Source organism: Actinophytocola sp., from assembly GCF_035634895.1.
In the GTDB taxonomy this organism is placed as follows: Bacteria; Actinomycetota; Actinomycetes; order Mycobacteriales; family Pseudonocardiaceae; genus Actinophytocola.
The window spans coordinates 1-11513 of sequence record NZ_DASQCC010000109.1; the positions used below are offsets into that span (position 1 = coordinate 1).

Consider the following 11513-nt stretch of genomic DNA (forward strand, 5'->3'; position numbering starts at 1 on the left):
CTCGACGGCCTGAGCTGGGCCGACCCGGCCGCCCGTGGCGTGGCGACGGCCACCGCGTCCTGAGAGCGGGTACTCGCGGGCGGCGTGGACCCGGCCCGGGTCGAGGAGCTGCTGGCACGGATCGGGGCGCGGGCATGACCAGACCGAGAGTCCGCTTACGCGACGTGGCCGCGGCCGCCAACACCAGCGCCAAGACCGCGTCCCGCGTGATCAACGGCGACCCGCGGGTTGCCGAGGAGACGCGGGCACGGGTCGAGCAGGCCGTCCGCGACCTCGGCTACCAGCCGGACCCGCTCGCCAGGTCGCTGCGCCGCGGCACGGACGACACGATCGGCGTGGTGATCGACTCGGTAGCGGACCCGTTCTTCGCCAGCGTCACCGGCGAGATCGAGCGGCTCGCGCTGAAACGGGGCATCACGGTGATCATCGCGAGCACGAACCGCGCGCCGGACCGCGAGCGGTCCGTGCTGGAGGGGTTGGCGCAGCGGCGGGTCGCGGGACTGATCGTCGCGCCGGTGTCGGCGGACCACACGTACGTCCGGACGCTGCCGTGCCCGGTGGTGTTCGTGGACCGCCGGGCACGCAGCGTGACCGCGGACGCGGTGGTGGTCGACGACCGCGAGGCGGCGGCCACGGCCGTGCGGCACCTGATCACACACGGGCACCGGCGGATCGCGTTCATCGGCGACGGGCCGGACCTGGACACCGCGCGGCTGCGCCTGGCGGGCTACCGCGACGCGCTCGCCGAGGCCGGCATCGACGAGGAGACCGTGCTCGAATGCCGCCCGGACGACACCGTCGGGCACGCGGCCGCGCACACCACGCGGCTGCTGGCCGACCCGGGGCCGCCGACCGCGATCTTCAGCGGCAACACGCGGTGCTCGCTCGGCATCGTGCCGGTGCTGCACCGCCGAAACCGGCTGGACATCGCCCTGGTCGCGTTCGGCGACTTCCCGATGGCCGACTCGGTGACCCCGGCCGTCACGGTCATCGACCACCCGTCGGACGTCATCGGCCGGCTGGCGGCCGAACAGCTCATGAGGCGCCTGGAAGGCGACACAAGCGACCCGGTCACGGTCGTCGCGCCGGTGCACCTGGTGTCACGCGGCTCCGGGGAGGTGCGGCCGTGAGCGTCGGGGCGGTCGTCGAGGCAGTCGTCGGGGTGGACATCGGCACCACCGAGACCAAGGCGCTCGTCGTCGACACGGACGGGCGGCAGTTGGGCTTCGCCAGGGGAACGACCACCTGGGACGGCGCCGAGACCACCGCGGACGCCTTGTTCGCCGACGCGCTCGGTGTGATCGGCGCCGCCCTCGCCGACGCGGAAACCGCCGCCGGACAACGAGTTCAGGCCATCGGGCTCGGACTGGCCGGGTTCGCCGAGAGCGGCGTCGTGCTGGACGGCGCCGGCGACGTCACGACGCCGGTCATCGCCTGGTACGACCAGCGCGGCACGACCGAGCTGGCGAGGCTCGACCCGGCCTTCCTCGCGGCCTTCCCCCGGCGCACCGGGCTCCCCCTGGGCGCACAGTGGACGATCGGGAAACTGCTCTGGCTCCAGGACACCCGCGGCGGCCTGCCCGCCGGCGCGTGCTGGCTCAACATCCCGGAGTACGTCGCGCACCGGCTCGGCGCCGCACGCGTCAGCGAGCCGTCGCTCGCCTCCCGCACCGGGCTGCTCGACCAGGCCACCGGCCGCCAGTGGCCGGCCGCGCTCGCACTCCTCGGCGCCGAGCGCCTGCTGCCCGAAACCCTGACCGCCGGCCACCCCGCCGGCACCGTCGCCCCCGGCATCCTCGACGGCCTGACCGGCGCGGTGATCACCGTCGTCGGTCACGACCATCCCGTGGCGGCCACCGGCGTCGGCGCGGTCGGCGACCACGAGCTGTTCAACTCCTGCGGCACCGCGGACGTCATCCTCCGCACGCTTCCCCGCCCGCTCACCGACGACGAGCGGGAAAGCCTCGTCGTCCGCGGCATCGACGCCGGCACGCATGTCCTCGGTGGACAGTCCGTGCTCATCGGCGGCGTCCGGGCCGGCCTGGTCATGCGCCGGGTGCTCGCGATGCTCGGTGCCGCGGATGCGGCCGGCCGGGCGGCACTGGACACACCGGTCGCGGACCCGAGCCACCCGGCCGTGTCGGTGACCGGCGCCAGGAGCACCGACGAGGACGTCACCATCACCGTCACCGACGGGGCCAGCCCCCGCGCGGTGTGGGCCGCGGCGCTCGACCACATCACCGAGGTCACCGAGAACCTGTTGCGCGGCATGAACGACGTCGTCGGCACGCACCACGCCGCCGTGGCCGCCGGCGGCTGGACCCGGATGGCCACCGTCCGGGAGGCCAAGAACCGCATCCTGCCCGGTCTGCGGTTCTCACCCATGACCCAGCCCGGCGCGTTCGGCGCCGCCCTGTTCGCGGCGTGGGCCGCGGCCGGGAACCCGGGTGACTTCCTGACTTTCGCCGGTCCGCTGCGGCGGGCCGGCCTCGATTCCCCAACGCCCGTCATGGCGAGCAAGGAGTAGCCGATGACCACCGCAACCACAGCGAGCCTGGACGCCATCGCGGGCGAGGACGGAGTGTTCTCGATCATCGCGATGGACCAGCGGAACACCTTGCGCCGCATGTTCACCGCGGCGGGCAGGGAGGCGACGCCCGAGGCGATGCGTGCCGCCAAGGTGGACGTCGCGCGGGCGCTCACGCCGACGGCGAGCGGGATCCTGCTCGACCCCACGATCGGCGTCCCCTCGGTGCTCGACGCCGGCGCGCTGGCCACGGACTGCGGCCTCCTGATCGCCGCGGAACCGGAGTCCCGGGGGAACTTCAACGGTGAGCCGCGGGCCTCCCGGACCGCCGAGCAGGGCGCGGAGTGGGTCCGGGGCCTCGGCGGCCACGCCGTGAAGTTCCTGGTGCAGCTGCGGCCCGGCCGCCCACACCTGTCCGGCCAGCCCGACCTCGCCGAGGAGGTGCTCGACGTGGTCCGCGCGGTCGTCGCTGACTGCCGCGCGGCCGGCGTGCCGTCCGTGGTGGAGAACCTCGTCTACCAGCTACCCGGCGAGGAACCCCTTACCCCACAACAACGTGAGGACCTCGTCGTGGAGGCGGCCCGCAAGCTCGACGAGATCGGGCCCGACCTGCTGAAGCTGGAGTATCCCGGCTCCCCCAAGGGATGCCGGCGCATAGCGGCTACCGTGCACGGTCCGTGGGCGGTGCTCTCGGCGGGCGTCGCGTTCGAGGAGTTCCAGAACGTGCTGCGGATCTCCTGCGACGAGGGCGGCGCGTCCGGCTTCATCGCCGGCCGCTCGGTCTGGAAGGAGGCCATCGGCCTCGAAGGCAAGGACCGGCAGGAGTTCCTGGACACCGTGGCCCGACCAAGACTCGACGACTGCCTCGCCGCCGTCACCGGACGGGCGCGGCCGTGGCGGGAGGCAGTGCGATGACGCTACTCGAGGCCCATGGCCTCTCCAAGGCCTACGGGCACGTGCATGCCCTGGCGGAGACCGACTTCGACGTCGACGCAGGCGAGGTGGTCGCGCTCATCGGCGACAACGGGGCCGGCAAGAGCACGCTCGTCCGGCTACTGTCCGGCATCGAGACCCCGGACACCGGCACGATCGTGTTCGACGGCAAGCCCGTGCACCTCAACTCGCCGACGACCGCCCGCGCCCTCGGCATCGAGACGGTGTTCCAGGACCTCGCGCTCGCACCGCACCTCTCGCCCGTGCAGAACATGTACCTGGGCAGGGAGATCATGCGGCCCGGGCTGCTCGGCAAGCTCGGTTTCATGGACACCAGGGCGATGCGCGACGGCAGCCGCACGGCTTTCGACAACCTCGGCGCCACCGTGCGTGACCTGTCCGGCCCGGTCGGATCCATGTCCGGTGGGCAGAAACAGGGTGTCGCCGTGGCGCGGGCGGCGGCCTGGGCGAGTAGGGTGATCTTCCTCGACGAGCCGACCGCGGCGCTCGGCGTGGTGCAGACCCGCAACGTGCTGGACCTCATCCGGCGGGTGCGGGACGAGGGCATCGCGGTCGTGTTCATCAGCCACTCCATGCCCCACGTGATGGAGGTGTCGGACCGGATCCAGGTACTGCGCATGGGACAGCGCGTGGCGACGTTCGCGGCGGAGCGGACGTCGATGGAGGAGCTCGTCGGCGCGATGACCGGTGCCACAGAAGCTGAGAACGGCAACGAGGTAGGTGCCACGTCATGACGCAGGCCGAAGGCTTCCCAACCGCACCTCATGGGAACGTGGCGCAAACCAGCCACAAGTACGTGACCAAACAGAACCCTCCGTCGCCAACGCGACCAACACTCGAAGATTCCGGGGAGGCAGGACTGTCATGACCAGTGTCGCGCAGCGTGGCGCGTCGGCGACGGCGGTGGACGAGGTCCCCGCCGGCCGGTTGCAGCGGCTGCTTCGGTTGCAGGCACTGCAGATCGTGCTCATCCTCGCGGTGATCGTCGCGGTCTTCGGCATCATGGACGCGAACGCGTTCCTGTCCGTGTTCAACCTCCGCGGCATCGTGGTGAACACGTCGATCCTCGCGGTGCTCGGCGTCGGCATGACGTTCGTGATCATCACGGGCGGCATCGACCTGTCGGTCGGCAGCGTGCTCGTGCTCTCCGGCGTGATCGCCAGCAAGGCCATGGTCGCGGCCGGCGGGCAGGGCTGGGGCGTCGCCATCCTGGGGATGGTCGTGGCGAGCGTGGTCGGGCTGGCCTGCGGGCTGCTCAACGGCGTGCTCATCGCGAAGCTGCGGGTGCCGCCACTGATCGTCACCCTCGGCACGATGGGCGCGACGCTCGGCGTAGCGCAGATCATCACCAGCGGCATCGACCTGCGCGACGCGCCGGACGTCCTGGTGGACAACATCGGCTTCGGCAACCTCGTCGGGCAGGTGCCGACGCTGTCGGTCGTCGCGCTGGTCGTGGTCGTGTTCGGCATGATCGTGTTGCACCGCACCAGGTTCGGCCTGCACACGTACGCGATCGGCTCGAACCCGGAGGCGGGCCGCCGGGTCGGCCTGAAGGTCAACCGGCACCTGATCAGGGTGTACGCGCTGGCCGGGCTGACCGCGGGCTTCGCCGGAATCCTGAACCTGGCGTTCTTCCAGTCGACGACGATCGCCGGCCAGACCAACACGAACCTGAACGTGATCGCCGGCGTGGTCATCGGCGGCACGTCCCTGTTCGGCGGCGTCGGCACGGTCTTCGGCACGGTGATCGGCCTGTTCATCCCGTCCACACTGCAGAACGGGTTCGTGATCCTGGGGGTCCAACCGTTCTGGCAGCAGGTCGTGGTCGGCGGCGTCCTCATCGCCGCCGTGTACGTGGACCAGGCCCGCCGGACCGCCGCCCTACGCGGCGGTTCCCGTGGCCGGCCCAGATTCCTCCCCCAGCTCGGGGGCAGCTCACGAAAGGAAAACCCATGACCAAGCTCAAAACGGTTGTGGCGATGGCGGCAGCGTCGGCGCTCTTCCTTGCAGCCTGCGGTTCGGGCGACAGCTCGGGCTCGGGTGGCTCGTACAAGCTCTCCTTCGTCCAGGGTGTCACCGGTGACGCGTTCTACATCACCATGGGATGTGCGGTTCAGGAGGAGGCGAAGAAGGAAGGCGCGACGGTCGACATCCAGGGTCCGCAGAAGTTCGACCCGACCCAGCAGACGCCGGTGCTGCAGTCCGTCGTCTCGTCCCGGCCGGACGCCATCCTGATCGCGCCGACCGACGTGTCGGCGATGCAGCGGCCGATCGAGCAGGCCACGAAGCAGAACATCAAGGTCGTGCTCGTGGACACCACGCTGAACGACCCGTCCATCGCCGCGTCGGCCATCGCCTCGGACAACGTCGGCGGCGGCAAGGCGGCCTTCGAAGCCATCAAGCAGCTCGCGCCGCAGGGCGGGAAGGTGCTGGTGGTCAGCGTCCAGCCGGGCATCAGCACGACCGACGCGCGGGCCAAGGGCTTCCAGGACGCGGTCAAGGCGGACTCCAAGTTCACCGACCTCGGCGTGCAGTACTCGCAGAACGAGCCGCAGAAGGCCGCGCAGATCGTGACCGCGGCGCTGCAGAAGGACCCGGACATCGTCGGCATCTTCGCCGCCAACCTCTTCTCCGCGGAGGGCTCCGCCACGGGCGTCCGCCAGGCCAACAAGCAGGACCAGGTCAAGATCGTCGGCTTCGACGCGGGCCCGGACCAGGTGAAGGCGCTCCAGGACGGGACCGTGCAGGCACTCGTCGCACAGCAGCCGGGCAAGATCGGTCAGGTCGGCGTCCAGCAGGCGATCAAGGCCCTCAAGGGTGAGAAGACGGAGACGAAGGTCCAGACGGGCTTCACGATCGTCACCAAGGACAACCTCGACTCGCCCGAGGGCAAGGCAGCGCTCTACAAGTCGAGCTGCTAGCCGGTTCCCCGCCGCACCTCCCGCGACGCCACTCGCGGGAGGTGCGGCGTCTCGCCTTCCAGCCAATTCACCGCACGCCGGCCACCGGCCCGAGCACACGCCCCGTGTAGACGCGCAGGCGTACAAAGGTCAGGGACGGGAGGTGGTGACCTTGTCCGTGGCGCGCCCGAAGACGGTGCGGTCGTGGCTGCTGGTGGCCGTGGTCGCGCTCGTCGCGGTGCTCGTGCCGCAGGTGCCGGACTGGCTGCCGGTCTCCGCCGCGTCGGTCGACCCGGGACAACTGCGGCAGCGCGTGCTCGACTCGACCAACCAGCCCTACCAGGGCTATGCCGAGGTCAGCGGCGCATTGCGGCTGCCGGAGCTGCCCCGTCTGAGCGACCTCACCGCGCTGCTCACCGGCACCACCCGCGTCCGCACCTGGTACGCGGCGCCGTCGCGCTGGCGGTTCGCCGTCGTGTCCACGGCGGGCGAACGGGACGTTTACGGCACACCGGATGGCGACTTCACCTGGGACTACGGCAACAACCAGGTGACCAGGCTGGTCGGCGAGGTGCCCGTGCGACAGCCGAGGGCCGGTGACCTCACCCCGCCCGAGCTGGCCCGTCGGGTGCTGTCGGCGGCCGCCGGCGACCCGGTCACGGCGCTGCCCGCGCGGCGGCTCGCCGGTCGGGACGTGCCCGGGCTGCGGCTGACCCCACGCGACCCCGACACGACGATCGGGCACGTGGACCTGTGGGTGGACCCTGGCAGTGGCGTGCCGCTGGCGGTGGAGATGACCGCGCGGGGCGCGGGCCGTCCGGTGGTGGCCAGCCGGTTCCTGGAGTTCGCCGCGACGGCTCCCTCCGCCGACGTCCTCACCCCGCGGCGGCCCTGGGGCAGCGGGTACAGCATCGTCTCCGCGCCGGGGATCGCGGACGCGCTGGGCGCACTGGGCCGGGGCTTCCCGCCGCCGCGGCTGGCGGGGCGGGCGCTGCGGGAGACGAACGCCGCCGGGGTCCGCGGGGTCGGCGTGTACGGGACGGGACTGTCGGCGTTCGTGGAGGTGCGGGTGCCCGGTGACATCGGCGCGCAGGCGGCGGACGCGATCGAGAAGGCGGGCGGGGACAGCGAGGAGTTCCCGGAGGGGACGGTGACCCGGCTGACGATCACGCCGCTGTCGGTTGCGGTCGCGCGGTCGACGTTCGGGCGCTGGTACATGCTGGCCGGGCTGACCTCGTCGGATGTGCTGGCGACCGCCGCGCGGGAGCTGACCCTGCTGCGCGGGCGACGCCGATGATCATCACCCGCGGGCTCACGAAGCGGTACGGCCGGGTGGTGGCGGTCGACGACGTGGATCTGGAGGTCAGGGAGGGCGACCGGTACGGCTTCCTGGGCCCGAACGGGTCGGGGAAGACGACGCTGGTGCGGTTGCTGCTGGGGTTGGTGTACGCGACGAGCGGGGAGATCGAGGTGCTGGGGTCCTCGGCGCCGGCCCGGGTGCTGCCGTCGATCGGCGCGCTGGTGGAGGGCCCCGCGGCGTACCCGCACCTGTCGGGCCGGCAGAACCTGTCGTTGCTGGACGCGGCCGGTCCGGGCGGGCGGCGGCGGACGCGGAAGCGGCGGATCGAGGACGCGCTGGAGCAGGTGGGGCTGGCGGGGGTGGACCGCAGGCCGGTGCGGGCGTACTCACTGGGGATGCGTCAGCGGTTGGGGTTGGCGGCGGCGCTGCTGCGGCAGCCGCGGCTGCTGATCCTGGACGAGCCGACGAACGGGCTGGACCCGCGTGGCATCCGGGAGATTCGCGACCTGCTGATCACGCTGAACGAGGCGGGAACGACGGTGTTCCTGTCGAGCCATCTGCTGGCCGAGGTGGAGGCGTTGTGCACACGGGTCGGGATCGTGGACCGGGGTCGGTTGGTGGTGCAGGACTCGATGGACTCGCTCCGGGCGCCGACGGGGCACGTGGTGCTGGAGACCCCGGACGCGGCCCAGGTCGTGGGGATCCTCGACGGCCAGGTGGTGACCCGGGACGGCACGCGGCTGGTGGTCCGGCATCCCGACCCGGCCGAGCTGAACGCGACGCTGGTGCGGGAGGGCGTCCGGGTGTCCGCGATCGGCGCGGAACGCCGGACGCTGGAGGAGGTCGTGCTGAACGTGACCGGCCACGGCAGCGACCGCGTGGAGCGCACGCCGTGACCCCGCGAACGGCCCGCTCCCCTGCCGAAGGGACGCCCGCCCGGACACTCGGTGCCACGAAGAGGGCCCTCACGACACCGGAAACTGGCACCCACCGAGCCAGCACCGCCGCGAAGGCGCCCCTCAGCGCGCTCGACGCCGCCGACCTGCCGTTCGGGACACCCACGATGTCCCGAACGCGCCTTTCCCCGCGGACGCCGCGGGAGCCGGCGGCCGGTCGCCGCGGCGGCGGGGAGCGCACGCCGTGATCACCGTCGAGTTGCGGAAGCTGGTGGGGCGGCCGCGGGTCTGGCTGTCGATCGTGCTGCTGTGCGCGGTGCCGGCCCTGGTCGCGGTCCTGCTGTCCATCTCCGACATCGCGCCGCCGCCCGGGCAGGGCGGTGCGTTCCTCTCCGCGGTGACCAGCAACGGGTCCCTCTACCCCGCCGCCGCGCTCGCCATGGTGCTGCCCGTCTTCCTTCCCCTGGCCGTCGCCGTCTACGCGGGGGACGCGGTCGCGGGCGAGGCCAGCACCGGCACGCTCCGGTACCTCCTCGTCCGGCCCGTCGGGCGGCCTCGGCTGCTGTCCGCCAAGCTCGTCGCGCTCGCGATCTACATCCTGATCGCGATCTTCGTCGTCGTGGTCAGCTCGCTCGTCATCGGGGTCGCACTGTTCGGGACCGGCGCCGAGGCGGTCGGGCAGGCCGGCGGGGTCACCTCGCTCTCCGGTGCCTCCCTCGGGCCGCAGGAGCTGGCCGTCCGCCTGCTCGCGGCCATCGCCTACATCGCCGTCTCCATGCTGGGCTTCGGCACCATCGCCCTGTTCTTCTCCACCCTCTCCGACTCCGCCCTCGGCGCGGCGCTGTCCTCGCTCGCCGTGCTCATCGCCAGCTCGGTCCTCGAGACACTCGACGCCGCCGCGCCGCTCAAGCCGTACCTGCCGACCAACTACTGGCTGTCCTGGATCGACTTCTTCCGCGACCCCGTCTTCTGGCACAACATCGACCGAGGGCTGCTCCTCCAGGCCGGCTACATCGTCGTCTTCTTCGGCGCCGCCTGGGCCAACTTCGGCACCAAGGACATCACGAGCTGACGCACCCCGCCGCCGGCGCCGCCATCGTGTCCCCGCTCAACGCCCCCAGCACGACCCGGGTCACCAGCGGATCCGTCGGCAGCGCCGAGTGCGCCACCACGGCCGATGGGCACAGCGACTGCAGCGACACGTTCACCGCGCCGGCCAACCGCGCCGACTCCGGCGGCACCACCGTCTGGTCGTTCTCCGTCCAGATCGACATCCAGGGCACGGCCACCGGCTCCCGGTCCGCCGACACGAGCAACGCGCTCCCCGGGCTCAGCTGCTGGCACGCCACCGGGCACGCGTCGGGCGCCAGGACCCCGCCCGCGGCGGCGATCTCCGTCCCGTGCAACGGCGAGCCGAGCGTGACCACCCGCCGCGCGGAACCGCCGCCGTTGACCCACAGGCGGGTCACCACCCCGCCGGCCGAGTAGCCGATCACGTCGACCGGGTCGCCCGCGGCCGCCGCGTCCAGCGCCCGGGTCTGCGCACGAAGGTCACCCGTGCCGTCGCCGGGCAGCGTCACCACCCGCGCCTCCCGGCCGGCGTGGCGCAGCGAGTCGGCCAGCCGGGACAGCGCCGCCCGCGAACCCCCGTAGCCCGGCACGAGCAGGACCGGCGGGGGGCCGGCCGCGGAGCCGGCCGAACCGGTCGCCTGGACGCCGACCACCACGACGAGAGCGCACACCGACGCCGCGACCGCCGCTACCAGCCGGCGTCGCCGCCGGCTCAGGCCCTGCCACCAGTCACGCACATGGTCCATGGTGCCTCAGCCGACTTTTGCGCCGAACGGGCGAAGTTGTGTCCGCGAACTACGAAAGTGGGACGAAAGTTCCACACAGACCTTGACCCTCTGTACACCCGCGCTTAATTTGTCCGGCTAACGGACAAATTAAGCGGGGCGGTGTTGCCTTGTGAGCGCGTCGAGGCCAGTCCTACGGCAACCGGCCGACCAGGTCACGATGCGTCGCAGCAACCTCGCCCTCGTCCTCCGCCACCTCCGCGACGCCGGCCCCCGCAGCCGCGCCAGGATCGCCGTCGAGACCGGTCTCAACCGGGGCACCGTCTCCAGCCTCGTCGCCGAGCTGATCGACCGCGGGCTGGTTCGGGAGGGTGACGTGCAGCGCGGCGGCTCCGTCGGCAGGCCGGGCCAGACCGTCGAACTGGACGGCCGCGACATCGGCGGGATCGGCGTGGAGATCAACGTCGACTACGTGACCGCGATCGTCCTGGACCTCGCGAACACCCCCGTGTTCGAGCATCGCGTCTCGCTCGACGTGCCGGCGCTCCCCCCGGAGGCCGTGCTCGACGCGGTCACCGAACTGGCCGGGCTGGCGCTCACCGAGTGCGAGAAACGGCAGGTCACGGTCGTCGGTCTCACGCTCGCCGTGCCCGCGCTGGTGGATCGCGACGAGGGTGTCGTGGCCTTCGCGCCCAACCTGCGCTGGACCGGGGTCCGGGCCGTCGAAGGGCTGCGCCACCGGCTCGGCGTGCCCGGGCCGGAGGTCCGGGGGGCGCCCTCCACCCGACAGCTGCCCATCCGCGTGGACAACGACGCGAACCTCGCCGCGCTCGCGGAGTTCGCCATGGGCAGCCGGGCCGGCACCCCGCACCTCGTCTACCTCACGGGCGAGACCGGTGTCGGCGGCGGGGTCATGGTCGACGGCCGGCTTCTGCGCGGCGCGGAGGGCTTCTCTGGCGAGATCGGGCACATGCCGCTCAACCCCGGCGGCGACATGTGCGGCTGCGGCCGCCGCGGCTGCTGGGAGACCATGGTCGGCCTGGCCGCGCTGCTGCGGATGGCCGCGGCGCCCGACGACCCCGTCCGCGACCCGTCGCTGGACCTGGAGCGCCGCCTCGCCATGGTGTGCGACCGCGCCGA

11 protein-coding genes are annotated in these 11513 nt (G+C 72.3%); 10 read left to right on the plus strand and 1 reads right to left on the minus strand.

Translation table 11 applies throughout. The features are described 5' to 3' along the window. Positions 1 to 134 precede the first annotated feature (134 nt). The 9 genes from VET29_RS15590 to VET29_RS15630 all read left to right on the plus strand — a co-directional run bounded on the left by VET29_RS15590 (position 135) and on the right by VET29_RS15630 (position 9649). Positions 135 to 1130, plus strand: coding sequence for a LacI family DNA-binding transcriptional regulator (locus VET29_RS15590; protein WP_324920607.1), 996 nt, complete (start codon positions 135 to 137; stop codon positions 1128 to 1130). Then, entirely contained in the window at positions 1127 to 2527 is a 1401-nt protein-coding gene (locus VET29_RS15595; RefSeq protein ID WP_324920609.1) for an FGGY family carbohydrate kinase, read from the plus strand. Before VET29_RS15590 ends, VET29_RS15595 begins: the two co-directional genes overlap by 4 nt. 3 nt (positions 2528 to 2530) lie before the next feature. Further along, complete coding sequence (locus VET29_RS15600; protein WP_324920611.1) at positions 2531 to 3442, plus strand: hypothetical protein; 912 nt, start codon at positions 2531 to 2533, stop codon at positions 3440 to 3442. Beyond that, positions 3439 to 4215, plus strand: a complete 777-nt coding sequence (locus VET29_RS15605; RefSeq protein ID WP_324920613.1) for an ATP-binding cassette domain-containing protein — start codon at positions 3439 to 3441, stop codon at positions 4213 to 4215. Before VET29_RS15600 ends, VET29_RS15605 begins: the two co-directional genes overlap by 4 nt. Before the next feature lie 130 nt (positions 4216 to 4345). Beyond that, complete coding sequence (locus VET29_RS15610; RefSeq protein WP_324920616.1) at positions 4346 to 5437, plus strand: ABC transporter permease; 1092 nt, start codon at positions 4346 to 4348, stop codon at positions 5435 to 5437. Further along, a complete protein-coding gene (locus VET29_RS15615) occupies positions 5434 to 6402 on the plus strand; it encodes an ABC transporter substrate-binding protein (protein WP_324920618.1) in 969 nt (322 codons plus the stop codon). Before VET29_RS15610 ends, VET29_RS15615 begins: the two co-directional genes overlap by 4 nt. 157 nt (positions 6403 to 6559) lie before the next feature. After that, positions 6560 to 7678 (plus strand): LolA family protein, encoded by a 1119-nt coding sequence (locus tag VET29_RS15620; protein ID WP_414636506.1) that lies wholly within the window; start codon positions 6560 to 6562, stop codon positions 7676 to 7678. After that, positions 7675 to 8577, plus strand: coding sequence for an ABC transporter ATP-binding protein (locus tag VET29_RS15625; protein WP_324920623.1), 903 nt, complete (start codon positions 7675 to 7677; stop codon positions 8575 to 8577). The genes VET29_RS15620 and VET29_RS15625 overlap by 4 nt, the downstream gene beginning before the upstream one ends. A 244-nt stretch (positions 8578 to 8821) precedes the next feature. Continuing rightward, positions 8822 to 9649, plus strand: a complete 828-nt coding sequence (locus tag VET29_RS15630; protein WP_324920625.1) for an ABC transporter permease — start codon at positions 8822 to 8824, stop codon at positions 9647 to 9649. On the opposite strand, the gene VET29_RS15635 is transcribed toward VET29_RS15630, so the two are convergent. Next, positions 9639 to 10394: a lipase family alpha/beta hydrolase gene (locus VET29_RS15635; RefSeq protein ID WP_414636505.1), complete on the minus strand. Its 756-nt coding sequence runs from the start codon at positions 10392 to 10394 to the stop codon at positions 9639 to 9641. The two genes, VET29_RS15630 and VET29_RS15635, sit on opposite strands and share 11 nt — an antisense overlap. A gap of 199 nt (positions 10395 to 10593) precedes the next feature. Here VET29_RS15635 and VET29_RS15640 point away from each other — a divergent pair. After that, positions 10594 to 11513: ROK family transcriptional regulator (locus VET29_RS15640; protein ID WP_324920629.1), on the plus strand; the 920-nt coding region annotated here is incomplete at its 3' end.

What these genes read in the sequence shown, in the direction of transcription:
- VET29_RS15590 (WP_324920607.1), top strand. Translation starts at nt 135, where the DNA reads ATGACCAGACCGAGAGTCCGCTTACGCGACGTGGCCGCGGCCGCCAAC.
- VET29_RS15635 (WP_414636505.1), bottom strand. Translation starts at nt 10,394, where the DNA reads ATGGACCATGTGCGTGACTGGTGGCAGGGCCTGAGCCGGCGGCGACGC.
- VET29_RS15615 (WP_324920618.1), top strand. Translation starts at nt 5,434, where the DNA reads ATGACCAAGCTCAAAACGGTTGTGGCGATGGCGGCAGCGTCGGCGCTC.
- VET29_RS15610 (WP_324920616.1), top strand. Translation starts at nt 4,346, where the DNA reads ATGACCAGTGTCGCGCAGCGTGGCGCGTCGGCGACGGCGGTGGACGAG.
- VET29_RS15605 (WP_324920613.1), top strand. Translation starts at nt 3,439, where the DNA reads ATGACGCTACTCGAGGCCCATGGCCTCTCCAAGGCCTACGGGCACGTG.
- VET29_RS15625 (WP_324920623.1), top strand. Translation starts at nt 7,675, where the DNA reads ATGATCATCACCCGCGGGCTCACGAAGCGGTACGGCCGGGTGGTGGCG.
- VET29_RS15600 (WP_324920611.1), top strand. Translation starts at nt 2,531, where the DNA reads ATGACCACCGCAACCACAGCGAGCCTGGACGCCATCGCGGGCGAGGAC.